Origin of the sequence: Cupriavidus sp. MP-37 (genome assembly GCF_020618415.1) — a bacterium.
Taxonomy (GTDB): Bacteria; Pseudomonadota; Gammaproteobacteria; order Burkholderiales; family Burkholderiaceae; genus Cupriavidus.
This window is the reverse complement of record NZ_CP085345.1, coordinates 2,182,186-2,208,526: the sequence shown is the minus strand read 5'-3', so window position 1 is coordinate 2,208,526 and position 26,341 is coordinate 2,182,186. Positions and strand designations below refer to the sequence as shown.

General features: G+C 64.4%; 23 protein-coding genes. 4 read left to right on the top strand and 19 right to left on the bottom strand.

The window, feature by feature from the left end; translation table 11 throughout:
- Positions 1–15: 15 nt before the first annotated feature.
- From LIN44_RS26295 to LIN44_RS26225, 15 genes are all read right to left on the bottom strand, one after another.
- On the bottom strand, positions 16–906 hold the full coding sequence (locus LIN44_RS26295) for an SMP-30/gluconolactonase/LRE family protein (RefSeq protein WP_227315172.1): 891 nt from the start codon (positions 904–906) through the stop codon (positions 16–18).
- 3 nt (positions 907–909) lie between these two features.
- Positions 910–1,752 carry an NAD(P)-dependent oxidoreductase gene (locus tag LIN44_RS26290; protein WP_227315171.1) on the bottom strand — a complete coding sequence of 281 codons (843 nt, stop codon included), beginning with the start codon at positions 1,750–1,752 and terminating at the stop codon, positions 910–912.
- A 42-nt stretch (positions 1,753–1,794) separates the two neighbouring features.
- Positions 1,795–2,799, bottom strand: coding sequence for a LacI family DNA-binding transcriptional regulator (locus LIN44_RS26285; protein WP_227315170.1), 1,005 nt, complete (start codon positions 2,797–2,799; stop codon positions 1,795–1,797).
- Between the two features lie 77 nt (positions 2,800–2,876).
- Complete coding sequence (locus tag LIN44_RS26280; RefSeq protein ID WP_227315169.1) at positions 2,877–3,518, bottom strand: 2-dehydro-3-deoxy-6-phosphogalactonate aldolase; 642 nt, start codon at positions 3,516–3,518, stop codon at positions 2,877–2,879.
- Entirely contained in the window at positions 3,515–4,480 is a 966-nt protein-coding gene (locus tag LIN44_RS26275; RefSeq protein WP_227315168.1) for a 2-dehydro-3-deoxygalactonokinase, read from the bottom strand. The genes LIN44_RS26280 and LIN44_RS26275 overlap by 4 nt, the downstream gene beginning before the upstream one ends.
- Positions 4,477–5,385, bottom strand: a complete 909-nt coding sequence (locus LIN44_RS26270) for an SMP-30/gluconolactonase/LRE family protein (protein ID WP_227315167.1) — start codon at positions 5,383–5,385, stop codon at positions 4,477–4,479. Before LIN44_RS26270 ends, LIN44_RS26275 begins: the two co-directional genes overlap by 4 nt.
- A 61-nt stretch (positions 5,386–5,446) precedes the next feature.
- Positions 5,447–6,535, bottom strand: a complete 1,089-nt coding sequence (locus LIN44_RS26265; RefSeq protein ID WP_227315166.1) for an ABC transporter ATP-binding protein — start codon at positions 6,533–6,535, stop codon at positions 5,447–5,449.
- Positions 6,536–6,565: 30 nt separating this feature from the next.
- Positions 6,566–7,717 carry a galactonate dehydratase gene (gene dgoD / locus LIN44_RS26260; protein ID WP_227315165.1) on the bottom strand — a complete coding sequence of 384 codons (1,152 nt, stop codon included), beginning with the start codon at positions 7,715–7,717 and terminating at the stop codon, positions 6,566–6,568.
- A 2-nt stretch (positions 7,718–7,719) separates the two neighbouring features.
- On the bottom strand, positions 7,720–8,508 hold the full coding sequence (locus tag LIN44_RS26255; protein WP_227315164.1) for an SDR family NAD(P)-dependent oxidoreductase: 789 nt from the start codon (positions 8,506–8,508) through the stop codon (positions 7,720–7,722).
- A gap of 3 nt (positions 8,509–8,511) precedes the next feature.
- On the bottom strand, positions 8,512–9,393 hold the full coding sequence (locus LIN44_RS26250) for a carbohydrate ABC transporter permease (protein WP_227315163.1): 882 nt from the start codon (positions 9,391–9,393) through the stop codon (positions 8,512–8,514).
- A complete protein-coding gene (locus tag LIN44_RS26245) occupies positions 9,390–10,259 on the bottom strand; it encodes a carbohydrate ABC transporter permease (protein WP_227315162.1) in 870 nt (289 codons plus the stop codon). Before LIN44_RS26245 ends, LIN44_RS26250 begins: the two co-directional genes overlap by 4 nt.
- Before the next feature lie 63 nt (positions 10,260–10,322).
- Entirely contained in the window at positions 10,323–11,564 is a 1,242-nt protein-coding gene (locus tag LIN44_RS26240) for an ABC transporter substrate-binding protein (protein WP_227315161.1), read from the bottom strand.
- Between the two features lie 172 nt (positions 11,565–11,736).
- Positions 11,737–12,828, bottom strand: coding sequence for a porin (locus LIN44_RS26235; protein ID WP_227315160.1), 1,092 nt, complete (start codon positions 12,826–12,828; stop codon positions 11,737–11,739).
- A gap of 555 nt (positions 12,829–13,383) precedes the next feature.
- The gene (locus LIN44_RS26230; RefSeq protein ID WP_018008339.1) at positions 13,384–13,581 is read right to left on the bottom strand and encodes a rubredoxin; all 198 of its coding nucleotides are present in this window, start codon (positions 13,579–13,581) and stop codon (positions 13,384–13,386) included.
- A gap of 107 nt (positions 13,582–13,688) precedes the next feature.
- Complete coding sequence (locus LIN44_RS26225) at positions 13,689–17,684, bottom strand: DUF748 domain-containing protein (protein WP_227315159.1); 3,996 nt, start codon at positions 17,682–17,684, stop codon at positions 13,689–13,691.
- A 343-nt stretch (positions 17,685–18,027) separates the two neighbouring features.
- Between LIN44_RS26225 and LIN44_RS26220 the strand changes: the two genes are divergently transcribed.
- Together LIN44_RS26220 and LIN44_RS26215 are read left to right on the top strand one after the other, a co-directional pair.
- Positions 18,028–19,338: an MFS transporter gene (locus LIN44_RS26220; protein ID WP_227315158.1), complete on the top strand. Its 1,311-nt coding sequence runs from the start codon at positions 18,028–18,030 to the stop codon at positions 19,336–19,338.
- 163 nt (positions 19,339–19,501) lie between these two features.
- Positions 19,502–20,401 carry a MipA/OmpV family protein gene (locus tag LIN44_RS26215; RefSeq protein WP_227315157.1) on the top strand — a complete coding sequence of 300 codons (900 nt, stop codon included), beginning with the start codon at positions 19,502–19,504 and terminating at the stop codon, positions 20,399–20,401.
- Positions 20,402–20,441: 40 nt separating this feature from the next.
- Here the strand turns inward: LIN44_RS26215 and LIN44_RS26210 are convergent, their stop codons facing one another.
- From LIN44_RS26210 to LIN44_RS26200, 3 genes are all read right to left on the bottom strand, one after another.
- Positions 20,442–20,840, bottom strand: a complete 399-nt coding sequence (locus LIN44_RS26210; RefSeq protein WP_227315156.1) for a cupin domain-containing protein — start codon at positions 20,838–20,840, stop codon at positions 20,442–20,444.
- A 4-nt stretch (positions 20,841–20,844) separates the two neighbouring features.
- Complete coding sequence (locus tag LIN44_RS26205) at positions 20,845–21,324, bottom strand: carboxymuconolactone decarboxylase family protein (RefSeq protein WP_227315155.1); 480 nt, start codon at positions 21,322–21,324, stop codon at positions 20,845–20,847.
- Positions 21,325–21,499: 175 nt separating this feature from the next.
- A complete protein-coding gene (locus tag LIN44_RS26200; protein WP_227315154.1) occupies positions 21,500–22,867 on the bottom strand; it encodes a patatin-like phospholipase family protein in 1,368 nt (455 codons plus the stop codon).
- 441 nt (positions 22,868–23,308) lie between these two features.
- Between LIN44_RS26200 and LIN44_RS26195 the strand changes: the two genes are divergently transcribed.
- Together LIN44_RS26195 and LIN44_RS26190 are read left to right on the top strand one after the other, a co-directional pair.
- A complete protein-coding gene (locus LIN44_RS26195) occupies positions 23,309–24,403 on the top strand; it encodes a branched-chain amino acid aminotransferase (RefSeq protein WP_227315153.1) in 1,095 nt (364 codons plus the stop codon).
- A 268-nt stretch (positions 24,404–24,671) separates the two neighbouring features.
- A complete protein-coding gene (locus tag LIN44_RS26190; protein WP_227315152.1) occupies positions 24,672–26,069 on the top strand; it encodes an amino acid permease in 1,398 nt (465 codons plus the stop codon).
- Positions 26,070–26,093: 24 nt separating this feature from the next.
- On the opposite strand, the gene LIN44_RS26185 is transcribed toward LIN44_RS26190, so the two are convergent.
- Positions 26,094–26,234 (bottom strand): hypothetical protein, encoded by a 141-nt coding sequence (locus LIN44_RS26185; RefSeq protein WP_227315151.1) that lies wholly within the window; start codon positions 26,232–26,234, stop codon positions 26,094–26,096.
- Between the last annotated feature and the right edge of the window lie 107 nt (positions 26,235–26,341).

Sequence of the window (26,341 nt, the reverse complement as noted above, 5' to 3'; positions counted from 1 at the left end):
CAGTGCGAACGCGAATCAGCCCCGCGCCAGTGTTTCCACAATCCCCTGCACACCAGGGTTCAGTGCGAATATGGCCCCAGCCAGCGGGTCGCTGCTTCCATCCGGGCATATCGTGGTCACAAAAAGGGTGTCGAGGCGGGGGCCGCCGAACGCGCACATCGCCGGCTTGCCGACAGGCAGGCTGATGCTTCGGTCCAGCGCGCCTGAGGGCGTGAAGCGGTGGATTTGCCCACCATCGTTGGCGCAAATCCAGTAACAGCCGTCGACATCGACTGCCGCACCGTCAGGGCGGCCCGGGTATTCGTTCATGTCGACAAACAAGCGACGATTGTGCGGGCGACCTTCGTCGGTGTTGTAGTCGAAGGCCCAGATCGCCCGGCGAGACGGATGCGAATCGGACAAGTACATCGTCTTGCCATCCGGTGAGAAGGCCATTCCATTGGGAACGATCAGGTCATCGATCACAGCCTCTTCACGCCCGGCGAGCACGTCGAAGCGATGGAGCCGGCCCAAAGCCAACGCCCTCGACATGTCCATCACCATGGTGCCCGCCCAAAAGCGGCCCTGTCGGTCACATCGTCCGTCATTGAACCGCATGCCGGGCTGCGCGTGAGTCGTTGCGACGACGCACTCCGCGACCGGCAACGGGCTTCCCGGCGGCGGGCCGCCGATCCGGAACAGCCCTGATTCCATGGCCATGAGCCATCCGTGGCTCGCCGTCATGGCCAGGCATCCGGCCATCTCGGGCAGCGCCCAGTGATCGGCCCGAGATGCTTCCATATCCCAGCGCCATAATGTGCGGGCCGGAATGTCGGTCCAATACAATGCCTGCTCCGATGGGTGCCAGACCGGGCTCTCGCCGACGAGGCAGCGCATTTCGCCTACGCGTTCGATGGATGTCACCATGTCTCAATCGCCGAAGGGGCCGATGGTAACGAAGCTGCCACCCTGAAAACGCGCCGCCGGATCGTCAAGCGGCAATGGCGGCAGGCTTTCCGCCTTTGCGCGGAACGGCTCCGACGACTGGACCGGAGCAAACCCGAGCTTCGCGGCACAACGGTTATCCCACCAGCAGTCGCGATTTGCCGACACGCCGTAGACGATCGTGTGGCCCACCTCCGGCACAAACATTGCGCGACAAAGCAATTGCTCCAGGTCATCGTATCCGAGCCACGTCGCCAGCATTCGCCTGTCCCTGGCTTCGGGGAACGATGATCCGATGCGAAGCGACACCGTTTCGATGCCATACCGGTCGAAGTACAGTTGCGCCAGGCCTTCGCCAAACAGTTTGCTGACGCCATAGTTGCCGTCAGGGCGGACCCTCGCACTGGCGTCGATCACTTCATCCTGCCGGTAGAAGCCCGTTACATGATTGGAACTCGCGAACACCACCCGTGTTACGCCGTGTCGGCGTGCTGCCTCGTAAACATTGAAGGTACCCTGGATATTCGCTGGCAGGATCTCGTGGAACGGACGCTCCACCGAGACGCCGCCAAAATGCACGATGACGTCCGTGCCCTGAACCAGGGCTAGCACGGCGTCGGCATCCGCGAGATCGCAGCGCACCACCTCTTCATGCGGCCGGGGCTGGCCGGGATCTGCCAGATCGGAAACACGCACGATATCTGCGTACCGCTTCAGCCGGTCGCGCATTTCCGCACCCAGGTTTCCGGCCGCACCCGTAAGCAATATGCGATGGCAATGCGTGACAACGCCGTGCAGAGGATCGTCGCCATGAAACGTCATATTCATTCCAGCATCTCTTCGGTGTGGGTTCGAACAGTCCCGCCGCGCTCAGTCGTTATGCTGCTGCCGGCCGCGTGTCGACTTACGCAGAACCAGCCTGGGCTCTGGAAACTCGGCTTGGGACTCACGGCCACCCAGGATGTCGATCAGGTGCTGTGTCACGATCGCCCCTATGCTTTCGCCGCCCATGTCCACCGATGTCAGCGTAGGCGTGACGTACTCGCAGAACGGAATATTGTCGAACCCCACCACGGAACAATCCTGAGGTACCGAAACGCCAAGTTCCGCGGCTTCCTTCAGGAAGCCAACGGCGATCATGTCGTTGAAGCAGATCACCGCGTCGACCTTGTCGGCGCCCAGCAGGATCTTCGAGCAAAGACGGGCCCCTTCCTGCGGTGACGAGGTCTCGGCGTTGAAGCGCGCCAGCGCCAGGCCGTGTTCCTCGAGGCAGGCAGTGGCGCCGATATATCGCTCTTCGTCCGCTCGGGACTTGTCGAAACCAATATAGGCAATACGCCGGTGGCCGGTTTTCACCAGGTAGTTCGCCACCATGTACGCCGCCTGCCGGTTGCGGGATTCGATCTGGCGCTTGCCCCAACCCTCGCGCCTGTCAAAAAACACCAGCGGTTTGGTCAGCTCATCGACCCATTCCATTTCGTCTTCGCGCAGTTTGGAATGGATCATCAGCCCGTCGACCCGCATGCAAAGGTCTTCGAGCAGCTGGCGCTCCCGGCTGGCGTTTTCCTCGCTATCGACCAGCAACAGGCTGTATCCGTGCTTCATCGCCACCCGGTTTGCACCCTGTACCAGCCCGGCGAAGTACTGGTTGTGCATGTCGGGGATCGACAGGCCGAGCGTCTTGGACCGCCCGGTGATCATCGACCGCGCCATCGGGTTGGAGTGATACCCAAGATCCCGGATGGCTTGCGCCAGCCGTGCCTCCACGTCAGCCGAAAATCGCTGTGTCCGGTTGATGTACTTGGACACGGTTGCGGTGGAGACCTTCGCAGCAGCGGCGACGTCCTTTATCGTCGGTGCGCTCTTCTTTTCCATTAACTGATAACTCTGAGAATGATTGACCACGCGGCCTTCAGCCACGCCAGGGGCGGCCCGTCGCTTCCCGCCATCGCTCATATCGCACACGCGCCCACGAGCGCCCTCGCACGCACCTCCACATCCGCCGCGGATAAGCCCGGCCGGTACAACGTACCACCGATGCCGAATCCCGCCACACCGGCTTCGCGTAAGGCAGGGATGGTCGCAGCATCGACCCCGCCGACGGCTAGTATTCTTGCATCGGCGGGGAGCACCGATTTCCATGCCTTGAGGGCGCCGCAGCCGATCTGTTCGGCGGGGAACGCCTTCAGGGCATGGGCTCCGGCGGAAAGGGCCGTAAATGCTTCGCTCGGGGTAGCCACGCCGGGGAGCGAAACCATGCCGGCAGCCACCGCTTCTCGAATGACCGCCACGTTGACATTCGGCGAGACCGCCAGATCACCGCCGGCTGCGGCGACATGCGTGACATCGGCAACTTCAAGTACGGTCCCCGCCCCGATCATCGCAGTATCCCCAAACACGGTGGCAAGCCGCCAGATGCTCTCCAGCGGCTCTGGCGAATTCAGCGGGACTTCGATAATCCGGATGCCGCTGCGGATGAGCACGTCGCCAACCGACACCACTTCCGCCGGCCGGATGCCTCGCAGTATCGCAACGATAGGGCATTGCGACATCAGGGCATTGAAACGCGCCGCGCTGCTGACCCCTTCCATCATACCTCTCCATTGAACCGGGCCACCTGGTGGCAACCCATAAAGCTTGCATTCGGATCAGCCACTTCGGCCTGGATATCCAGGCACGCCGCAGCATAGGCATAGCACGCGGTCAGCGCCGGCGAACCGACGAATTTCACGCCGGTGCGGCGGGCGGCCGGAAAACAGGTCACGCCCGCGCCCAGTTCCTCCCCGATGAGCAGACCTGAAAGGTAGCTCACCGCATCGAAATCCTCACCTTCATAGAGGCTGCGGGCACGTACCGCAAATGCATCAGCCAGCAGGCTGACCGACGAATAGCCCGCCTTGACGCCTTGCGTGAAGGCGGGGGAATCCGTTGATGGTGACTGCCCCACGCCAATCGAGCGGGCCAGAATGGTGTGAGATTTCATGGCGGCGTACAGATCGCCGGTCATGAAGGTCCTGAACTGCGTGACCGCCTGGTTCCTGCACAGGATCCATTTGGAATGCGTGCCCGGGGTGACGACGAGTTCTTCCCGGTCGAACCCCATCACGCCGATTACCTGCGTTTCCTCGCCCCGCATCACATCATGGCCATGAGGTAGTTCATGGCTGTGCAATCCGGGGATGAACCGCATGGCCATGCCTTCGACCTCTCTTCGCACGACGGCACGGGCAATCGCGTCAAAGCCGGCCGGGCAATCGGCATAGCCGGTTTCCACCCAACCCTGGCGGCTCCCGACCATTCCGCACAAATAGATCGGCAACTCACGGATCTCGCTCTTCCAGCCGGCCAGGGCGCGCGCGAACACGCCATGGAAGTCCGATGCCGGCACCGTCGCAATGCCATCCGAGGTCGACACTGACGACAGGACCTCACCGCCGGCAGACATCAGTGCGGCACGGAACGAAGAGGTCCCCCAATCCACGGCGATCAGCCCTGGTGCTTCCCGCTCGACTCGCGGTGCGACTGGAGGCAAGTGGCCGTCGGAACAGATCATCATGGCCCCACGCTCCCGACGCCAGTCCTTTGCACCTGGCCGGGATCGAGCCTGACGCGCTCGACCGCCATCCCGGGCACCGATACCTCGACGGCAAACAAGCCGCCAGCCAACGGGCCCGCGTTCAGCCCTTCATTACCGACGTTGATCGTGGCCGATGTGATATAGAGCGTACGCAGGTCTTTCCCGCCGAACGCCAGGCTGGTGGGCCGCTGAACGGGCATGCGTAGCGCTGTTTCCACCGCCCCATGCGGATTCAGGCGCACCACGCTCCATCCATCCCACAGCGCCGACCAGACAAAGCCGTCGGCGTCCACGGCGAGGCCATCGGGCACACCGTTGTCAAACCTGGCGAACACGCTGCGTTCGCCGAGCGTGCCGCTGTGAGGGGAATACTCGTACCGCCAGATGGTGCGCAATGCGGAATCCGTCGCGTACATCACCGTGCCGTCCGGGCTCCAGCCGATGCCATTCGGGCAAGTCCAACCATCGGTCACCTCGGCCAGCTCGTTTTTTCCGTCAAAGCGATACATCTTCCCCGAGGCGCTCCCACTCTCCTCGTTCATGGAGCCGACCCAGAAGCGGCCCACGGGGTCCACACCCCCGTCGTTAAACCGGTGATGTTCGGTCGCGTGCTCTGCGGTGGTCAGGCGTGCGAGCGCGCCCCCTTTGGTGGACAACGCGAAAAGACCACTTTGCAGTGCAAGCAGCAAGCGCCCGTCCTCAAGACCGGCGATGCATCCCACCTTCTCCGGCAGCGTCCAGGCGCCGGTCTGCCCCACCCCGGGCGCGTAGCGATAAACGCCGGGGCGTGCGATGTCGACCCAATAGAGCGCCTCTTCCTCTGCGCACCAGAGCGGCCCTTCGCCAAGGATCGCGTTGGCAGCCTGTACAAGTCGAATATGCATTCCCGCATCAGCCTCTAAATTGCTTTGTCTGTTCTTATGTCTACCCACGTCGGAACCGTCATCAATAGACCGTCGTCCCATTCGCCTCGAAAGCAAAGACGTGCTGTGGCGGGAAGCGCAGCCCGACATTCTGGCCAATCTGGATGTCGCCTTCCTCCGCCTTGAGCTTCACCGCGATGGGTTCGCTGTGGCCTTGAATCTCGACGTAAGCGATGGCCATCTCTCCCAGGTGTTCGACGAGCCGGGTGCGGCCCGGCACGTCGAGGCTACCGGCTGGTCCCATTTCGATATGCTCGGCCCGGATCCCGATGGCACCCGCCGCCTCTGGCACACGCCGTTCGCCCTGGCCAAGCGAAAACGATGTCACTGCGCCGATGGTGGCTTTGCGCACGCCGTCCGCCGCAACGGAAAAATCGGCAGGCATGATATTCATGCTGGGCGATCCCAGGAACGTAGCGACGAAGCGATTGGCCGGGCGGTTGTACAGTTCCAGCGGCCGCCCGACCTGCTCGATGACACCGCCGTTGAAGACGGCGATGCGGTCCCCGAGCGTCATGGCCTCGATCTGATCATGCGTGACATAGATCATCGTGGCCTTGAGCTGGCTATGGAGCCGCGCCAGTTCGATACGCATCTGCACGCGCAGCGCAGCGTCAAGGTTGGATAGCGGCTCGTCAAACAGGAAAACGTCTGGCTTGCGCACAATGGCGCGGCCAATGGCGACACGCTGGCGTTGGCCGCCTGAAAGTGCCTTCGGCCGGCGGCCGAGCAACGGCGTGAGCTTGAGGGTCTCCGCCGTCTGCCGCACCAGGCGGTCCACCTCGTCCCGGCTCGCGCCGGCAAGCTTGAGGCCGAATGCCATGTTTTCGTACACCGTCATGTGCGGATACAGCGCGTAGCTCTGGAACACCATGGAGACACCACGCTTGGACGGTGCGACGTCATTGACACGCCGCTCGCCGATGGTGAGGTCCCCTTGCGTGATGTCCTCCAGGCCCGCGAGCATCCGGAGCATTGTCGACTTGCCGCAGCCGGACGGTCCGACAAACACCATGAACTCGCCGTCCTCGATATCGAGGCTGACATTGCGAATGACTTCCGTACCGTCGTCATATCGCTTGCCCAGTTTTTGCAGTGCAACTCTTGCCATGTCAATTCCCTGTTCGTTAGCGCCCGTGCCTTACCATTCGGCGATCGAGCCGTCCTCAAGGCGGAATACCGGGTTGCGCCAGCGATGGCCGGTCACGGCCGCTTCCCGTACCGCTTCCTCATTGATCTCCACGCCCAGCCCCGGGCTTGCCGTGCGGGCAACAAAACCATCCCGGAACTCGAACGGGTTGCCATGCAGATAGCGGAACATGGCGTTCTCACTGTCCGCGTGATAGGCGACGTTGGTGGATTGCTCCTGGATAAAGGCGTTGGGCGTGCAGTAATCGAGCTGCAGGGAAGCCGCCAACGTCAACGGACCCAAGGGGCAGTGCGGCGCCACCGCAACGTCGTAGGCCTCTGCCATGGCGGCGATCTTGCGCATCTCCCAGATGCCTCCGGCATGGCTGACATCGGGCTGGATGATGTCCACAATGCCCTCTGCCAGCACGGACTTGAATTCCCAGCGGGTGAACATCCGTTCACCGGTGGCCAGCGGCACCGCACAGGTCCGCGCCACTTCGCGCAGGGCATCGGTATTTCCTGGCAATAGCAGTTCCTCGTAGAACATCGGGTCGAATGGCTCTATCGCTTTTGCGATGACTTTCGCCACCGGACGGCGTACACGCCCATGGAAGTCGATGCCCACCCCAACGTCGCGCCCCACTGCTTCGCGCACCGCTGCAAACCTGGCAACGGCCGCGTCAATCGAAGCGGGCCGCTCAACCCAATCGGTTTCAGCGACCACTCCCATTTTCAGCGCGGTATAACCGGCCTCGACCAGCTGGCGCGCGTTGGCGGCGTATTCCTCGGGCGAGTCTCCACGTACGTGCGCATAGAGCCTGACCTTGTTTCTCACCGGCCCGCCCAGAAGTTCGTAGACGGGAATGCCTAGCACCTTGCCCTTGATGTCCCACAGCGCTTGTTCGATGCCGGATATGGCACTGCTGAGTACGGGGCCGCCGCGATAGAAGCCACCGCGGTACATTACCTGGAACAGGTCCTCGATATGCCTGGGGTCCTTGCCGATCAGATGGTCGGAGAGTTCCTCGACCGCGGCCGCCGTCGTTTCCGCACGCCCTTCGACAATGGGCTCGCCCCAGCCGGACACGCCTTCATCGGTTTCAATCTTCAGGAATTGCCAGCGTGGTGCTACCCGAAACAGTTCAAGCTTTGCGATCTTCATATTCAGTCTTCGTGGCGGTTGAATAGATGCGCCGACAGGCCGTTGTCCGCCAGCAGGTCCGCACCGGTGATGCCGATCGAGGCATCCGAAATCAGAAACGCCGCGATCTGGCCTACGTCCTCCGGAGCGTTGATACGGCGCGTGGCATGCAATGACGGATAGAAGCGCTGGAGCTGCGGCCGGTCCTGCATCAGTTGGCTGATGTGATCAGTCGAGGTGAGGCCCGGGCTCAGCGAGTTCACCCGGATGCCGTACTGCCCCAGGCTCCAGGCCATGGCGCGAGTCATTGCGCAAATCCCGCCCTTGGTCGCCGCATAGCCCTCGAAGCCTTCCATGCTCGCACCGGCGTGGTTCGACGACAGATTGACGATTGCGCCGCCTCGGCCAACGTCCTTCATCAAACGCGCGGCCTGCTGGGTACACAGGAACACCGAGCGCAGATTCGTGTTGATCATGCGCTGCAAGTTCGCCAGGCTCGCCTCCAAAAAGTCCTCATGGATCGTCAGCCCGGCGTTATTGACGAGCCCGTCGACGCCACCGTACTCGCGTGAAACGAGCGAGAACAGGTCTTCAATGCTTAGCGGGTCGCTGACATCGCACGGCACCCACCTCACGTCGAGGTCCGCATCTCTGAGAGACTCGGCAACCTGTCGGCCGGCCGGGTTGCATTCGGCCATCACAACCCGAGCGCCTTGCCCGGCCAAGACCTTGACAATGCCGAGGCCGATGCCGGCACCGCCTCCGGTTACGACAACGATGCGCCCGGTCAGGTTGTAGTGCATTTCACCCATGGCTTACCCCTTTACGGCACCTGCGGTAATGCCGGCCACGATCCTGCGCTGCAGGACGAGAAACATGATCAGCAGCGGCAGGGTCCCCATCACTGCAGCGGGGAACAGCTTGGTCGGGTCCACGTCCATGGTGCCGATAAAGCGAAACACGGAAACGGTGATCGGAAACTTCTCAGGATCCGACAGGAACAGCAGCGGATAGACAAGATCGTTCCAGACGTGGAGCGTGACGAACATCGCCAACGTGCCGGTGATCGGCCGCAGCAAGGGCAGGATGATGTAGCGGTACACCTGCCACGGCGTGCAGCCGTCGAGCACCGCGGCTTCTTCCAGTTCCATCGGCACGCTCTTCAAAAAGCTCGCGTAGAAGAACACCCCGAGCGGCAAGTTGAGAACGGTGTAGGCCAGGATGATCCCGGCATACGAGTTGAGAAGGCCCAGGTCACGCAACAGCAGATAAATCGGGGTCAGGCTCACGAACATCGGAATGGTCAGGCCCAGCGTGAGCACCATGTACAGGAGGCTCGAGATCGCACCGCGGATGCGGGCCAGCGGATAGGCCGCCATCGAGGCAAGCAGGGAAACCAGTACCGTGACTACGACGGTGATCCCCAGCGTGTTGGCTACGCTGCGCCAGTAATTCATGGCAGCGAATGTCCGAACGTAGTTTTCCCAGTGAAATCCCCTGGGCAACCCGAGCGGAGCCGCGGCAATCTCGCTGCCAGAGCGAACCGACATCATCAGCATGTAGAAGATCGGCAGCAGGATGACAGCGACAATACCGACCGCCAGGGCCGAGCGGAACATTCCGGACATGCCTCGCAAGCTGATCAGGGTGCGGCCGCGGGAACGTCCCTCGACATGCGGTAAGGTGGTGGTGCTCATACGGATTGCTCCCGCTTGCGCAAGAACCAGTTCTGCGTGTAGGCAATGAAAACGATCATCAGCAGCATGACGATGGACAATGCGCTGGAGAAGCCAAAGCGGTAATCGTTGAACAGGCTGTTGAAAATCTGCAGGCCAAGCGTTGTCGTCGCACCGTCCGGCCCCCCCTGCGTCAGCACGAGCGGAAGCTCAAAGCTCTTGAGCGTGCCGATGGTGCTCAGCGTGATGTTCACAGTGAACGATGGCGCCAACAGCGGCACGTCGATCCTCGCAAAGCGTTGCCAGGAATTGGCGCCATCAATCCTCGCCGCGTCATGCAGTTCGGCGGGGATGCTCAGGTAGCCTGCGAGAAAGATGGCCGTCGAGTACCCCACGTACATCCAGATCTGGACGGCTGCCACAGAGAACAGCGCAATCGATGGCTCGCCCAGCCAGGTGCTTTGGTAGTCGGCCAGCCCGACCGCCTTCAGGATTTCATTGAGGCCACCGCCCAGCGGGGAGTAGATGTACTGCCAGACAAAGGCTGCGATCACCGCCGAGTACATGCTCGGAACCAGCATCGCCACACGGGCGCCGCTGCGGATTTTTGGCACTGAGAACAGCAAGGCGGCAAACAAGAGCCCAAGCAGGTTCTGGACCGTAACCACAATGACCGTATATGCCAGCGTGACCTTCAGTACCGTGAGGTAAGCGGGATCCATGAGGATCTCGAAATAGTTCTTCAAGCCGATCCATTTCGGCTCCCCCACGCCTGCGAAACTGGTGAAGCTCAGTTTCACGGCGCTGATCAGCGGATAGATCCCGAAGACTGCGTACAGCAACAGCGCCGGGGCCGCGAACCATAGCAAGTGGTGCTTTTTACTCATATCATTCCTGCATCGTTGATGCCACGAACGTCCGTGGCATCAACGCCACGTGAGAGCGATGGTCTATTGCTGCTGGGGCGCGTTGTCCCAGCGGGCCAGTACGGCAGTCGCATCCTGGTTGATGTTCAACAGGAACGCCGTCATGCTCTTCTGCACTTCCTGAATGAATGCTGCTGACACATCCCCCTTTGGATGCGGCACCGTGTTGCCGGCCTTGCGCGCGTCAGCGTAGAGCTGTGCCGACTTGGGCAGCCTGATTGCGCCATCTGCAAACGGGCTGAACGCGGCCTCTGCCTGCAGGAACTTGCCGAGATTCTCATCCTTGGTCCAGAACTGCACCCAGCGCTTGGCCGCCGCGGCATTCTTCGTGGAAGCATTGATCGCCCAGGCCGTGCCCAACATGTCAATGCCGCTCGCCTTGCCGCCCTCCAGTCCTGGCAACGGCGCGAACGCAAAGTTGACAGCCTTGCCATCCACCGTCATCTTCTGAATGCTCCACGCACCCTGCGGGATCATGGCTACGCGACCCGCGGTGAACTCGGTCAGGCCAAGTCCCCACGGGTCAATGCCAACGTTGAGCTTCGGATCGAAGCACTTGGCTTCAGCCAGTTCCTTCACCGAGGCAACGGCCTGCCTGAAGTTGGGGCTTGCCGAGAACTTCTGCTTGCCGGAAACGACCTCGCTGACGAAAGCGGGATTCGCTTTCACGCTTGGCGCAAGCCCCATGGACAATGCCAGCATGGCAGGCGCCCAACCATCCTTGGCCGGCAACAGCAGCGGCGTGATACCTGCGGCGCGGAGCTTGCCGCAAGCCGCCTTCATTTCACCAATGGTGGTCGGCACCTGTTCGACACCCGCCTTTTTCAACAGGTCCAGATTGGCGAACAGGCCAATGCCAACGATCTCCATCGGCATCATGAACGTCTTGCCGCCGAGCTGGGCCAGCGGCTTCACATCCGCGGACAGCCGGCTGATGGCCGGGTCGCCGCTGAGGTCCAGCAGTTGACCTGCCGACGCCCATTGGCGCATCAAGGGGCGGTCCACCATCATCACGTCGGGCGCGGAGCCACCCTGCAGACGCGAAGACAGAATCGTCGTGGTGTCGTTGCGGGCGATGTAATCGAACTTGATCTTGATGTCGGGATTTTCCTTCTCGAACTTTGCAATCAGTTCGGGAACCGCTGCCGGTTCAGCCGCCCCGCCCTTCCAGGCACTGATGTTCAATTCGACGGGCGCTGCAATCGCCGTAGCGGTCGCAATGCCCAGCAAGCTTCCCAGCAGACCTGGGATAAGTTGACGCTTCATGTCTTCCTCCACAGATGCGGCGAACTGGCGGGACAGCCAGACAGGCCTGTCCCGGTTCGCTCGAAAATTTTTGTTAAACGTTTAACCTGATGAGCGAATGATATACGGTCGAAGGGCTTTGGAGAGTTCTCCAGGCTAAGTGTTTACCCCCTTTGGCTTGCATGATCGGGATTCAGAAGTTGTGCATGACGCCCGCGAAGGCGCCCGTCTGCCCACGGCCCGGCAACGTTCTTGTGCTGTTGCCAGTGATCGGATTCCCATACCCTGGCGCCGTGGGGCGCACAGAGAAGTTGGCATTGGCGCTGTTCCACACGTGGGCGACGTTCGCATAGAGGAAAGTGCGCTTGGACAGGTCATACATGGCGCCGATTGCCAGCATCGTGCCGCGACCTTCACCATCATGGTCGGATGTCCAGCTGCCCTTGCCAACCTTCATCGAATAGATGGCGCTTTGCGCATGGAAGCGCGGCGTCACATCGTAGGTCAGGCCCGCCCACAGATGATCGGCACGGTTCGACAAGCCTGCGGCAGTATCAGGCGCGGTGTAATGGACCCAGGCGGCCTGTACCAATGCCCGGCCAAATCGGGCCTTGCCTCCGAGGAAGAGCTCGCGAGACGCGATGAACAGGTTGTCCATCTTGCCGTCCTTGTTGTTGAGCTCGTTGTAGATGGCACGAACTTCCCAAGTCGGCTGCCGGTAGGCAATCGTTGCGCCCCAGGCCATGCCGTTTTGCACGACCGGGTCGGCAGGCCCCGAGCGGAAGCCATTCAGACCCTCGCCCAGGTTCAACTGTGCGGCGAACTCCAGACCGCCAAACGATGGTGCCTCATAGCGAATGCCATTCGCCAGCTTCACGCCGTTGCGATAGTTGGTGAACGTGGAAGCTGAATAGTCCTCCAGCAAGAAGGGATCGTAGCCCCAAATATAGTTGTTGATGAAATTTCCCTGGCCCAGTCGCAGGAAGCCAGCCTTTTCATTCTTGAGCCCGACCCAGGCCGCACGCTGAAACAGCTTTCCGCCCCCCTGGGTACCGGTGTCAGAAGCGAACGCGCCTTCCAGCGAGAAAAGTGCCTGATTGCCATTGCCCAGGTCTTCGCTGCCGCGTATGCCCCAGATGCTTGTCCCCCAGTGGCTGCCTTCCGCCACTCGCGATCCCGTGGTATTCGGACCGGTCTTGATGCCGCTGAGGTACTCCACCCCGCCACCGACGCGGCCCCACACCGTCACATTAGACTGGGCTTGCACGCTCAGGGCGACGCCCATTGCAGCCAAGCCGGTTAAACATTTACCTTTCATCTCCCCTCACCTCTTTCAGGTTGGCTAATTTCCTCGGTCTTGCTGAGGCTTTCTCTTTGGAAATCGTTTAACTAATTTAGCCAACGAAGGCCCACAGGGGAAGCCAGTGTTTTCCCCGATGTGCGTTTTTGCGACTACGCCGAGAGGGACGGATGGGGATCAAGTCGGGCTAGTGCGCCACTAGCCGCTTTGTGAGGAGCTTTGCGATCCTGCCTTTGTGAGCTTCCCCCGGAGTGTTACCGGGTAGCGATCATGAGGCGTGGAGGATGGCGCGGATGACAGCACATCGGCAGGCCGCCTGCCGGGCAAGGCGCGCGACGGCGGGCAAGGACGGCAACGGAGAGCGGCGGCTGGATGTGGGTCAGTACCGAAGCCGACGGTATTCCCACCGGTCGCGCGCGTAGCGCTGAGGTGGCGAGCGTCTCCCGAAGGCGAGTGCCAACGTGCTGCTTGCGGCTATGGTGGCCCAGGCTCAGGGGTGAGCCCGCCAGAAGAGAAACCAACGGAGAAGTGCGTGCGCCGTTACAGCTCGATCATCGCGAATTCGCCCTTGCCGACGTCGCATTCCGGGCAGCGCCAGTCATCGGGGATGTCCTCCCAGCGCGTGCCGGGGGCGATGCCGTCTTCCGGCCAGCCCTGCTCTTCGTCGTACACCCAGCCGCAGATCACGCACACCCACGTCTTGTAGGCGACGGCGGCTTCCATTGGCTCCTGCTGCAAAATTCACTCCTGATTCGGCGATGGAACGGATTGTCCGGGCCGAATCATACCGGTTTTCGGTGCAGGGCCCCGTGGCGGCGCCGCCGGTTGCGGCACCGCCACCCGGGCTAGCCGCGGATAGAAAAGTCCACGCGGTTGGGCGTGCCCTTGTCCTTGAGGCCCTCGGCGCTGAGCTTGGGCGCGGTCAGGAACAGCCGGCTTTCCGGCACCTTGCCTTCGCGCTCGAGCGCCTGCTTGACCACCAGTGCGCGCTGCTCGGCCAGGCGCTTCAGGTCGGCCTCGGTCACGGTGGCGTTGGCCATCAGCAGCTTTTCCATCTCCTCGGGCGGCAGGGTCTTGGCAAAGCCGACGAAGTTGCGCGGCTTTTTCATCGACGTGCGCTTGTAGACCTGCTCCAGGTATTTCGGGTACTCGGCCTTCGATACCTTGATCTCGGCGCCCTGCTCGCCGGCTTCGTCGTCGCCGGCCTCGGCCCCGGCCTTGGCGTTGTCGCGCAGCTCGCGGCGCTTCTGCTCGGCCACGCGTGCATCCAGCCAGGCGCGGCGGGCGCCGGCCTCATCCGTGGCGGGATCGATGCGGCCGCTGATTTCCAGGCGCAGCGAAGGCCGGTCATTGAGCGCCTGGCCCAGCTTGGCGATCTTGTCCTTCGCCGCCGGCGTCAGCGTGGCGGTGCCGGGCGCGAACTCGACATAGCCCAGCTCCTCGCCGCTGCCGCCGAAGGCCGAGGCGATCAGCGAGAACGGCGAGGTGATCGCCTTGGTCAGCAGGTTGACGATCACGCGCACGATCACGCCGCCGATGCTGAACTCGGGATCCGACAGCGAGCCCGACACCGGCAGGTTCACGTCGATCACGCCGTTGCGGTCCTTGAGCAGCGACACCGCCAGCAGCACCGGCAGCTTGGTCGCATCGGGGCTGTCGACACGCTCGCCGAAGGTCAGCTGGTCGAGGAACAGGTGGTTGCGCGCATCGAGCTTGCCGTTCTCGATCTTGTAGGCCACGTCGACGGTCAGCTTGCCCTTGGTGATGGGGTAGCCCGCGTACTTGGCGGCATAGGGGGTGAGCCGCGTCAGCTCGACTCCCGCGGCCTTGGCGGCAATATCGAGGTACAGCTGCTCGCCCAGCGGGTTGAGCTTGCCGCTGATATTGACCGGCGCGTCGTCGTCGATGCGGCCGTCCAGCACCAGGTCGGCCGGGGTGGGATCACCCGACGACACCTTGGACACCGAGCCCTTCATGCCGGTCAGGTTGGCGGTGTAGTTGGGCTTGACGAAGAAGTCCGAGAAATTGATGTTGCCCTTGTCGACCGAGACCCCGCCGATGCGGATCTGCGGCTTGGGCCCGCCCGGCTTCTGCTCGACCTGGGCCGTGCGCGTGTCGCCGGCCTGCACCGGCGCGGCCGACGCCGAGGCAGGCGCCGAGGCCGGGTTGGCCTGGGTCAGGCTGGTGGAGGGGGCGGCCTCGCCCTTCTCGGCGCCGCCGGCCAGCACGTCCTGCAGGTTCAGGCGGCCGTTGGCGTTCAGGATCACGCGGGCGTAGAAGTCGGACAGCGCGATTTTGCCAAGGCTCACGCGCATCGGCCCCTTGCTCTCGTCCATCGCGAAGTCGATGCCCGACACCGCCAGCGAGCGCCAGCGCAGGAAGTCGTCGCCGCTGACGCGGTCCACCGTGCGCACGTTGCCGGTCTGCACGTTGCCGTTGAATTGCGCGGCAAGCGGCTTGCCGGTGGGCGCATCGACATTGAGCCTGCCCTTGACCGTGAGCGTGCCGCTGCGCAGCGCGGCATTGAAGCGGTCCGCCAGGTAAGGCTGCAGCGGGCTCACGTCGACCTGGCGCAGGTCCAGCTGCAGACGGCTGGCCGGCAGCGCCGGCAGCACCGTGCCATCGACGCCGATCACGCCACGGCGGCCGGTTTCGGCATGCAGCTTGAGCGGCACCGCCGCCGGCGTCAGCGGCCAGGCCACCGCGCCGGTGGTCAGCCCGATATTGCGGAACTGGTGGATCACCGGCCGGCCACGGTTGGCCTGGGCCGGCTGGTAGTCCGCCAGGCGGGCGCTGCCGCCTTCCACCACGACCTTGCCGATATTGGCCTTCCAGCCGCCGCCGCTGGCAGCCGCATTGGCGCCGTTGGTGCTGGCCGGCGCCGCGCGCCGCGGCGCGGCGCGCGCCTGCTGCGCGGATTCGCTCGCCCACAGCCGCGCCAGCTCGATCAACTCGCCGCGATGGTCACGCGTGGCGGCGATCTGCGGCTGCGCCAGCGTGACCTGGCTGCTGGCAAAGGTCTGTTTGGCGAGGTCGAACTGGATCTCGTCCAGCACCAGCTTCTGGGCCTGCAGCAGCGGCGCCCCGGCACCATCTCTGTCCCCGCTGCGATCGCCGGCGTGCTCGCGCGCACGGCGGGCGGCGCCTCGCGGCCGGTCTCCGGCCTGCGCCTTGGCTTCGCTGCCGCGCGCTGCGGCGGCCGCCGGCATCACTACCGGCTCGCGCGTGGCGACATACAGCGGCGCCAGTTCCAGGCGCGATTTTTCCAGCACGAACTGGAACTGCGGCGTGCCCCACGCCATGCGGTAATGCAGTTCCGCATTGACCGCGGTGGTGCCGAACTGGCTGCGCAGCTCGCGCGGCCACCAGGCGGCAAACCCCTGCGGCCGCAGCCCGGTGGTTTCCAGCGTGCCGGCCATCGAGCCGTCGCGCAGCAGCAAGTCGCCGGTGTGGTGCAGGGTCTGGCCCTCGGCCACCGTCAGCGTGGCCTCGACGCGCACGGGCTTGTCGCCGTCGGTGCCGGCAAAGCCCTTGACCTCGGCATCGAGCGGCCCGAGCGCGAGCTTGCCCGGCCCCGATGGCGCCAGCGCGTCCTCGAAGCCCAGCCGCGCCTGCCTGATGACGATGCGGTCGACCGCATAGCGCCACGGCACCTCCTTGGGCGCGGCCGTTCCAGGGGCGGCGGGGGCGGCCGGTGTGGCCGGTGTAGCCGAAGCGGCAGCCGGGGCCGACGCCGGCGCGGGTGCCGGCGCCACGCCATCGGTGGACCGGCTCACCGCCTGCGGCAGGAAAGCCGTGGCCAGGTTCAGCGAGCCGTCCGCGCGCCGCGCCGCCTCCACCGCCAGCCCTTCGATTTCGACGCTGCGCAGCTGCGCGCGATGCGCCAGCGGCTCCAGCCTGGCGATATCGACTGCCAGCTTGCCGCTGCGGATCAGCGGCTGGCCGGCGCGCGTGCGCACGTCGGCCTCGCGCAGCGCGGCGGTGCCCATCACCACCATCTCCTGCGTGTCCTTCTGCTGGCGGAACGCCACCGTCAGGCGCGTATCGAGCTTGCCGGCCTTGACCTCGGCATCGCGCAAAGCCGGCGCGAACGCCATCATCCGCGCCACCTCGAGCCCGTCCAGGTTGACGTTGAGCCGGGTCTGGCGCGAATCGGCAAAGGGCAGCACCTCGCCGTCCAGCGCCAGCGGCGTGCCGTTGACCTGGGCGCTCAGCGTGGGGCGGGTCACGATCTCGACGTCGTGCGGCAGGTTGGACAGGAACGGCAGCGTCAGCGTCAGGTTGTCGACGCGCAGCGTGGTGTCGAGCAGCTTGTCGTCATAGCGCAGGCTGCTGCCCGTTACCGCGATGTTGTTCACCGAGAAGCGCGCCGGCTCGGCATCGGCCGGCTTGGGCGGCAGCGCCGCGAACTTCTCCTGCACATCGGCAAAGCTCATGCGGCCGTCGGCACCGCGCACCACGTGCACGGCCAGGCGGTCGACATGCAGGTTGTCCACCACCGGCGCCAGGTGCCAGAGCGAGGCCAGCGAGGTATTGGCCTGCGCCTCGCCCAGCGTCAGCGCCGGCGTCTTGCCGTCGCGCTCGTAAATGGTCAGGTCGGTCAGCGTGGCCGCCAGTTCGAACGGACGCACCTGCGCCTGCCCCAGCGTGACCTTGCGGCCGAGCGCCTCGGTCGCGTTCTTCTCGACCAGGTATTTGATCAGCGGCGGGCCGCCGAAATACCCGGCCAGCCCGAACACCGCCAGCGCCGCCGCCACGCCGCCCGCAATGCGCACGGCCAGCCGGCCGCGCGGCGTGGCAGCCACCGTGGCTGCCGCCTGGATGGATTGCTTGAATGCCATGACGTTCCAGAAATTCCGACCCCGCAATCCGGCGCTGCACGCTGCTTTGTGCCCCGGATTTCACATTTTTCGACATTATGGCAACGGTTAAGGACAAAGCAAAGAAATTGGGCCGGGCGCGGCTCTGCGCGTGACCGACGCTGGCACCGCGCCGGTCTTGACCGCGCAACGGGCATGCGCCGATCTGGTATCTTTACGTCCTTTGCGAAGCGTCCCGTCGCAAGCCTGTGGCTTACCCGCCGCGTCGTGCCTGCCTCTCCTGCGCTGTACCCTCCGGCCACACCCATCACGTTATTCCGTGCTGCGCGCTTCGCATGCGTTCTCTTCCATGCGAGTCCATTCCATGTCTACCACCAGCAGTACCGCCGCGGGTGTCGGCACGCCGCGCGCCGGCGCGCGCGCGCTCACCGGCCAGGATTACAAGACCCTCTCCCTCGCCGCGCTGGGCGGCGCGCTCGAATTCTACGACTTCATCATCTTCGTGTTCTTCGCGACGGTGATCGGCCAGCTGTTCTTTCCGCCTTCAGTGCCGGACTGGCTGCGCCAGTTGCAGACCTTCGGCATTTTCGCGGCCGGTTACCTGGCGCGTCCGCTGGGCGGCATCATCATGGCGCACTTCGGCGACCTGCTCGGCCGCAAGAAGATGTTCACGCTGTCGATCCTGCTGATGTCCGTGCCCACGCTGCTGATGGGACTGATGCCGACCTACCAGTCGATCGGGCTGGCCGCGCCGGTGCTGCTGCTGGTGCTGCGCATCCTGCAAGGCGCGGCCGTCGGCGGCGAAGTGCCGGGCGCCTGGGTCTTCGTCTCCGAGCACGTTCCCGCGCGCCATGTCGGCTATGCCTGCGGCACGCTGACCGCGGGGCTGACCGCCGGCATCCTGCTCGGCTCGCTGGTGGCAACCGGCATCAACACCGTGTTCACCCCGACCGAGCTGACCGACTACGGCTGGCGCGTGCCGTTCCTGATCGGCGGCGTGTTCGGCATCGCCTCGATGTACCTGCGCCGCTGGCTGCATGAGACGCCGGTCTTTGCCGAATTGCAGCAGCGCAAGGCGCTGGCGGCGGAGATGCCGCTGAAGTCGGTGATGCGCAACCACGGCGGCAGCGTCGCGGTATCGATGCTGCTGACCTGGATGCTGTCGGCCGGCATCGTGGTGGTGATCCTGATGACGCCCACCTTCCTGCAGAAGCTGTATGGCTTCGACGCGCGCACCGCACTGGTCGCCAACAGCGTGGCCACGCTGTGCCTGACGGTCGGCTGCATCGTCTCGGGCGCGCTGGCCGACCGCATCGGCGCGCGCCGCACGCTGTTCTTCGGCGGCCTGCTGCTTGCAGTCTGCGCCTACGCGTTCTATACCACCATCTTCACCCGCCCCGACCTGCTGCTGCCGCTCTATGCGCTGGCGGGCTTCCTGGTCGGCACCATCGGCGCGGTGCCGTTCGTGCTGGTCAATGCGTTCCCGGCGCAGGTGCGGTTCTCGGGGCTGTCGTTCTCCTATAACGTGTCCTATGCGATTTTCGGCGGCCTGACGCCGATGGTGGTGACGCTGATGCTGAAGAACGACCCGCTGGCGCCCGCGCACTATGTGGTGGCGCTGTGCGTGCTTGGCATGGTCACGGCGTTGTTCGTCAAGGATCGGTCACGGGGGTGAGGCTGCCTGTGGTCCGCATCCGGCCCAACAAGCTTGGTATGGTGCCGCCCGGAAAACGCTCCGTCCGATAGACGCGCGCAGCCACTCTCTGGCTATACTCTCCCTGGTTTTCGTCCTGCCGCTGTTTTCCCGCCACGCCACGAAATTCCCAGGGAGCCACGCCATGCGAACCCGGCATTGCGCCAGCCGGCCACGGCATGCCTTGCCAGTGACGAGGTTGCGCAAGCGCTACCGCGCGCTGCCGGCCATTGCCGCGGCATTCGCCATGACCTGCGGGGCGCAGGATTTCGACGACATCGAGCGGCCGTTGTGGGAAGCCGGGCTGGGCCTCGGCGGCATTACCCTGCCGCACTACCGCGGCTCGGACGCACGCGCCAACCTGCTGTTTCCGGTGCCCTACTTTGTCTACCGCGGCGAGCATTTGCGGGCAGACCGCAACGGGGTGCGCGGCAAGTTGTTCGACAGCGACCGGATCGAGATCAATGTCAGCCTCGGCATCTCGCTCCCGGTCGAAAGCAGCGAGGATGAGGCACGCCGCGGCATGCCCGACCTCAAGACCGCCGTTGAGATCGGTCCTTCGCTGGCGCTCACGCTGTGGCGGTCCGCCGAGGACCGGACCAGGCTGGACCTGCGCCTTCCGGTGCGGCTGGCCGTGACGGTGGAGTCGTCGCCCAAGGCGATTGGCTGGATCTTCTCGCCGCACCTGAACCTCGACGTTGCCAACGTCGGCGGCCTGCCCGGCTGGAACCTGGGCCTGATGGCGGGGCCGCTGTTCTCGACCGCGCGTTACAACCAGTATTTCTATTCGGTCGAAGAACAATTCGCGACCGCCGCGCGTCCGGCCTATATCGCCCAGGGTGGCTATTCCGGCAGCACGGCGCTGGCTTCGTTGTCCAGGCGATTCCGCCATGTCTGGTTCGGCGCCTTCGTCCGCTACGACCGGCTCGACGGCGCCCGCTTCGAGAGCAGCCCGCTGGTGCGCCAGAAGGACGCCTTTGCCGCCGGCCTGGCACTGAGCTGGATCTTCGGCCAGTCGTCAACATACGTGCCGAGCCGCGAATAGCGTCACCGACGTAATCAGCGCTTTCAGCGAAACGTCTGCGCTAATTCGCCGGGGTGAAGATCGGCGCACCCTGCTTCTTGAGCAGGAACACGACGAACTTGGCCGGCTTGGTCTTGCTGGCATTGCGGCCGACGGTGTGGAGATCGTCGGGGCCTTCATAGAAAGTCTCGCCCGCCTTCAGCGTAACTTCCTTGCCGCCCTTCACGCCCATCACAATGCTGCCTTCGAGCACATAGACGAACGCATGCGCGTCATGGCGGTGCACCGGGTCGAAGCCGCCGGGCGGGTACTCGACCGTGATCATCTGGACTTCCTTGCCCGCGTAGTCGGGCAGTGCCTTGGTGGTCAGCGACTGGACCACCACCTCCGGCGGCGCGGCGTTGGCCAGCGGCGCCGACAGCAGCGCCAGGCTTGCCGCCATGGCAATCGACCATTTCATGGCATTACTCCAGGTTGGCCTTGTCCAGCCCGAAGGCCTTGTCGGAAGAACCCGGCACGATGCGGAACGCTACGTTCAGCCGGTTCCAGGTGTTGATGGCGCCCACCAGGAAAGTCAGGTCGGACAGCTCCTTCTCGGAATACTGCGTGCGCACGCGCTCGTAGACATCGTCCGGCACACCGTGCGCGGGCAGCTGGGTCAGGGCCTCGGTCCAGGCCAGCGCGGCGCGCTCGCGCGGCGAGAACAGCGGCGATTCGCGCCAGATCGCCACGTGATGCAGCCGGAGCTCGCGCTCGCCATGGATCTTTGCCATCTTGATGTGCATGTCGACGCAGAACGCACAGCCGTTGAGCTGCGACGCACGAATCTCGACGAGTTCGCGGATGTGCTGCTCGATGGTGGTGCCCTGGAACAGGCTGTTGAGCTCCATGAGCTTCTTGGACAGCTCCGGGGATTGCTGGAAGTAGTTGAGTCGTTGCGTCATGATTTCTCCTGCTGAGATGGCGGGAATGCCCGGCGGACCCGCGCCCGATGTCACCCGGGTACCGCTTGCAACAAATCGTAGCCGTGGGACGGTGGCACCGGTAGTGCCGCCGCGGTACACGCACTGTTACCGCGCCGGCACCAATCGTGCGGCACGATGGCATTCCCGCCGGCGCCTATCGGACTGCGTTGGCTTCGCGCTCGAACTCGCGGATCACCGGGTTGCCCAGGACCGCATCCATGCCCGCTTCGATCAGGCGATCGACATCCTTCTCGGGCAACCGAAGCCGGGTCGGCAGCTCGTTCAGGCTTGCAGCGCGCGCCTTGTCAAGGGCGTCGAAGGCCAGCCGTGTGACGAAAAACTCGACGTCGTCGCAGCGCCAGCCTGGACTGCGTTCGGCAATCGCCTGCTGCCGGGCAAACGGCATCGCGCACCGGTACGCGACGAGGTCGTTGCGCCACTGGCGCATCATCGGGACGAAGGCGTCATAGCTCATGCGCACGTTGGTGGCCATGGCCGCGTCGATCGAGGCGTTGGCGACTTCGATTCCCGACGGGCCGTCCTGGCTCTGGTTCCAGTCGCCACGCGGCCCCTGGCCCGCGTCCACCACGACGAACAGCAGCCGCCGCACCTTGATCGCGTCGTTCTCGCTCATGGGTCCGTAAGGCGTGCCCAGCAGCAGTCGGGACTGGAAAATGGTGGCCAGGCCATAGTTGTCCGTCACACCACCGTCGACCAGCTTGATGTACTTGCCCTTCGACAGATCCCGGTGGCCGCGCACCGCGACCGCCAGCGCGCCAAGCAGCAGCGATTGACCCGGCGCCTGGGCGTGGTCGAGGCTGGGCAGCGGCGCGCGGCATGCGTCGGGATGCTTTTCCAGCACGATGGGCGCGAAGAACAGCGGCACCGCCATGGAGGCGGCGACGGCCTCGGAGACGGGAAAGCTCGCGAGATCGCTGCAAAGCGCATCGAATGCCAGCTGGCTGAACGGAAACGCGACCCGGTAATAGACGTTGGTGGCGTTGATCCACACCAGCGGCTTGCCGCGGCGGAACATGTCGGCGTACGTGGCGCCCTTGAAGACGTCCTGGTCCAGCCATGCCTGGAGATCTTCCCGATTGTTGAGTCCTCCGGCAAAGAGGCGCGCAAGGTTGAAGGGATTCAGCAGGCTGAAGCGCAGCCGGGCCTCTCCGTCCTTGAGCAGCACCGAGCGGAACGTCGCCAGGCTGTCCTTGCCGTGCAGGCCGTAGTACGCGGCGGTGAGGGAGCCGCCGGACACGCTGCTGACAAAGGCAACGTCGTCGAGCAAGGACGCGCCGCCGGGGCGTTTCAGGGCGTCCAGCCCCTGCAGCGCGCCGAAGGCGAAGGCCGCGGCCCGCGTGCCGCCACCGGAGAACGCCATGGCGATGGTAGTCGGCCCGACCACGTCGGTAGGTTCGCGCAGGGGTACGGTTGCGCCGGCATCCGCCGCCTGAGGCTGATTGCGGGGGACATTGTGGGCAAGCGACCCGCAGGCACCGATGCCCGCCAGCAGAAGCAGCATCAGCGCACGGCCGGCCCATGCCCAAGTGCGGCGTCCGCTGCCTGGCCTGCCGGAGCGCCCGGGCAGGCAGCGCTTGCAGAGGAGAATCTGGTCTTGATGAGACATGGTTGGGGTGGCGCAGCCTGCAAGATCGGTAAGTGGAAGGCAGCAATTCCTGGCGATCAAAACCCGTCGCCCGTTATTCGTTTTGAAGATACCAGATGTTGGAATTCTTGAATTTACGGCGCTGCGGCCGCTTCTTACACTCCTCCAGACAAATAAAAGCATCCGGAGACAGACATCGTGAATGCCACCCTGCCCGCCCACCCGCACGAAGCCGCAACGCGGCGATAGCGCGCCACTCCCGCTTTAGCCGACCAGTTCTCCCTTGTAGCGCATCCGCCCGGTCACGCTACCGCGGCGGCCAGGCCATATGGCCCAACCTCCCCCGAGCACTGAAGCATGAGCACCGACAATCCATTGCAGTTCGTTACGGAGCCTCATCCCGGCCCCACCCCCGCCGATCAGATCGCCGCCAGGCTGGAAAACCCCAGCTTCGGTCGCGTTTTCACGGATCACATGGTCACGATCCGCTGGACCGAAGGTCGCGGCTGGCATGACGCCAAGGTCGAAGCACGCCGTCCTTTCCAGATCGATCCCGCCTGCGCAGTCCTGCATTACGCACAGGAGATCTTCGAAGGCATGAAGGCATACCGTGGCGAGAACGGCAAGATCTCGCTGTTCCGACCTCAGGAGAATGCAAGGCGTTTTCGCGCCTCCGCGGCGCGCATGTCGATGGCGGACCTGCCCGAGGCCACATTCCTGCAAGCCGTGGAAGCGCTGGTCGATATTGACCGCGCCTGGATTCCGGGCAGCCAGGGTAGCCTCTATCTGCGGCCGTTCATGTTCGCCTCGGAGAGTTTTCTCGGGGTGCGGGCCGCGGCCGAATACATATTCTGCGTGATCGCTTGTCCGGTAGGCCCGTATTTCAAGCCTGGCAAGTCGGCGGTGACCGTGTGGGTATCGGATCAATACACCCGTGCGGCTTCGGGAGGCACCGGCGCCGCCAAATGCGGCGGCAATTACGCCGCCAGCCTGATCGCACAGACCGAGGCCGCGGCCAAGGGCTGCGACCAGGTCGTGTTCCTTGACGCTGCCGAGCACCGCTGGATCGAAGAGCTCGGCGGCATGAATGTGTTTTTCGTGATGGACGACGGCTCGCTGCGCACGCCGCCCCTGAAAGGGACGATCCTGCCGGGCATTACCCGTGCTTCGATCATCGAACTGGCGCGGCACGAGGGGATTCCGGTCGACGAAACGCCATACGACTTCGCGTCGTGGCGCGCCGATGCGGCCAGTGGCCGGGTCAAGGAAACGTTCGCCTGCGGCACGGCCGCGGTAGTCACCGCCATCGGGCAGGTGCGTCACGCCGGCGGGGAATTCACGATCGGCAACGGCGGCGAAGGTGAAGTCACGCAACGGCTTCGTTCCTTGCTGACCGGCATCCAGCGCGGCAGCATCGCCGACCCGTTCGGATGGGTGCATCACGTCGAATGAAACCGGCGTGATCGACTCTGGCGGCGAGCAAGGAATCGGCGGGCAGCCCTCGCCGCGTCGATCTGGCTCGACGCCCGTCCCTGCCGCCTGAGCGGCCTGGGCAACTCCCCAAAAATTACCGGGACCGGCGCGCGACCTGCGTGCCGGCAAGCCCGTGCCGTCTACCCGACGGCACGTGTCCCGAATGCCATCGCACCGCATGCCTCGCCGCCATCTCCGGCGCGCAGACGTGCGAGCGCGCGGCATAACCCATGCAGGAGATCCCTATATGAGCTTGTTCCGAACCAAGGACATTGACGCCATGCTGGCGCAGAGGCACGTCGCCAGCCTGAGGAAGGTGCTGGGTCCGGTCGACCTGGTGCTGATGGGCATCGGCGCCATCATCGGCACCGGCATCTTCGTGCTGACCGGCACCGGCGCGTTGACCGCCGGGCCGGCGCTGACGGTGTCGTTCGTGATCGCTGCGCTGGCGTGCGGCTTTGCCGCGCTGTGCTACGCGGAGTTCGCCTCGGCGATCCCGGTGTCGGGCTCGATCTATACCTACAGCTATGCCACGCTGGGCGAGATCGTCGCATGGATGATCGGCTGGGACCTGCTGCTCGAATACGGGCTGGCGACGTCGGCGGTGTCGGTGGGCTGGTCGGGCTATTTCCAGTCGCTGATGGCGGGCTTCGGCATGAAGCTGCCGGCGGCGCTGAGCGCGGCGCCGGGTTCGGTGCCGGGCGTGCACACCGTGCTGAACCTGCCGGCGTGCCTGATCATGCTGGCCATCACCTGGGTGGTGTCCTACGGCGTGCGCGAGTCCGCGCGCGTCAACAACCTGATGGTGGCAGTGAAGATCGGCGTGGTGCTGCTGTTTATCGCGGTGGGCGTGTGGCACGTGCAGCCGGCCAACTGGCAGCCGTTCGCACCGTTCGGCTTTACCGGCATCTTCAATGCGGCGGCGCTGGTGTTCTTCGCCTTCATCGGCTTCGATGCCGTGACCTCGGCCGCGGAAGAAGTGCGCAACCCGCGCCGCGACCTGCCGATCGGCATCATCGGCTCGCTCGCGGTGTGCACGGTGCTGTATGTGGTGGTGGCGGCGATCATGACCGGCATCGTGCCGTTCGCGAAGTTCGCCGGCGTCGACCATCCGGTGTCGCTGGCGCTGCAGTTTGCCGGGCAGAACTGGGTGGCGGGCTTTGTCGACCTGGGCGCAATCCTGGGCATGACCACGGTGATCCTGGTGATGACCTACGGCCAGACCCGCGTGATCTTTGCGATGTCGCGCGACGGGTTACTGCCCGAGCGGCTGTCGTCGGTGCATCCGGTCCATGCCACGCCGTATTTCGCCACCTGGACCGTCGGTGTGGTGTTTGCCGCGATTGCCGCCTTCGTGCCCCTGAAGGTGCTGGCGGAGCTGATCAATATCGGCACGCTGGCCGCCTTTACGCTGATCTCGGTGGCGGTGCTGGTGCTGCGCAAGACCCGGCCCGAACTGCCGCGCGCGTTCCGCTGCCCGGGCGTGCCGGTGGTGCCGCTGCTGTCGATCGGCTTCTGCCTGTTTCTGATGGCACACCTGCAGGCGCTGACCTGGGCCGCCTTCCTGGTGTGGCTGGTGCTGGGGCTGGTGATCTACTTTGCCTATGCGCGGCGCAATGCTGTGTTGCACGGTGGTGCCGGTTAGACCCAGCACGGGGAGCGTAACGGTTCAGTCCGGCGGGGTCCTGGCGTGGTCGTTGTGCCGCATGCCAAGCGCCACCCCGGTCTGGCTGCGCGCGCCGGCAGCAAGGGTCGCCAGCGCTGCGAAATTCAGGCCGGCATTGCGCACGTACGCGACCGCCCCAAACATATCCGTTCCTGTCTCCGCTCGCTGTGGTTTCTTCCGCCCAGCGGTAGCCGGCCGTCAAGCGCCATGATTGCCGCGTAGGTAGCCGCCATTGCGGATTATGGCGGCTT

Coding starts and splice junctions, on each gene's coding strand:
- LIN44_RS26295 (WP_227315172.1), bottom strand. CDS start 906: ATGGTGACATCCATCGAACGCGTAGGCGAAATGCGCTGCCTCGTCGGC.
- LIN44_RS26290 (WP_227315171.1), bottom strand. CDS start 1,752: ATGAATATGACGTTTCATGGCGACGATCCTCTGCACGGCGTTGTCACG.
- LIN44_RS26285 (WP_227315170.1), bottom strand. CDS start 2,799: ATGGAAAAGAAGAGCGCACCGACGATAAAGGACGTCGCCGCTGCTGCG.
- LIN44_RS26280 (WP_227315169.1), bottom strand. CDS start 3,518: ATGATGGAAGGGGTCAGCAGCGCGGCGCGTTTCAATGCCCTGATGTCG.
- LIN44_RS26275 (WP_227315168.1), bottom strand. CDS start 4,480: ATGATGATCTGTTCCGACGGCCACTTGCCTCCAGTCGCACCGCGAGTC.
- LIN44_RS26270 (WP_227315167.1), bottom strand. CDS start 5,385: ATGCATATTCGACTTGTACAGGCTGCCAACGCGATCCTTGGCGAAGGG.
- LIN44_RS26265 (WP_227315166.1), bottom strand. CDS start 6,535: ATGGCAAGAGTTGCACTGCAAAAACTGGGCAAGCGATATGACGACGGT.
- dgoD (WP_227315165.1), bottom strand. CDS start 7,717: ATGAAGATCGCAAAGCTTGAACTGTTTCGGGTAGCACCACGCTGGCAA.
- LIN44_RS26255 (WP_227315164.1), bottom strand. CDS start 8,508: ATGGGTGAAATGCACTACAACCTGACCGGGCGCATCGTTGTCGTAACC.
- LIN44_RS26250 (WP_227315163.1), bottom strand. CDS start 9,393: ATGAGCACCACCACCTTACCGCATGTCGAGGGACGTTCCCGCGGCCGC.
- LIN44_RS26245 (WP_227315162.1), bottom strand. CDS start 10,259: ATGAGTAAAAAGCACCACTTGCTATGGTTCGCGGCCCCGGCGCTGTTG.
- LIN44_RS26240 (WP_227315161.1), bottom strand. CDS start 11,564: ATGAAGCGTCAACTTATCCCAGGTCTGCTGGGAAGCTTGCTGGGCATT.
- LIN44_RS26235 (WP_227315160.1), bottom strand. CDS start 12,828: ATGGGCGTCGCCCTGAGCGTGCAAGCCCAGTCTAATGTGACGGTGTGG.
- LIN44_RS26225 (WP_227315159.1), bottom strand. CDS start 17,684: ATGGCATTCAAGCAATCCATCCAGGCGGCAGCCACGGTGGCTGCCACG.
- LIN44_RS26220 (WP_227315158.1), top strand. CDS start 18,028: ATGTCTACCACCAGCAGTACCGCCGCGGGTGTCGGCACGCCGCGCGCC.
- LIN44_RS26215 (WP_227315157.1), top strand. CDS start 19,502: ATGCGAACCCGGCATTGCGCCAGCCGGCCACGGCATGCCTTGCCAGTG.
- LIN44_RS26210 (WP_227315156.1), bottom strand. CDS start 20,840: ATGAAATGGTCGATTGCCATGGCGGCAAGCCTGGCGCTGCTGTCGGCG.
- LIN44_RS26205 (WP_227315155.1), bottom strand. CDS start 21,324: ATGACGCAACGACTCAACTACTTCCAGCAATCCCCGGAGCTGTCCAAG.
- LIN44_RS26200 (WP_227315154.1), bottom strand. CDS start 22,867: ATGCTGCTTCTGCTGGCGGGCATCGGTGCCTGCGGGTCGCTTGCCCAC.
- LIN44_RS26195 (WP_227315153.1), top strand. CDS start 23,309: ATGAGCACCGACAATCCATTGCAGTTCGTTACGGAGCCTCATCCCGGC.
- LIN44_RS26190 (WP_227315152.1), top strand. CDS start 24,672: ATGAGCTTGTTCCGAACCAAGGACATTGACGCCATGCTGGCGCAGAGG.
- LIN44_RS26185 (WP_227315151.1), bottom strand. CDS start 26,234: ATGTTTGGGGCGGTCGCGTACGTGCGCAATGCCGGCCTGAATTTCGCA.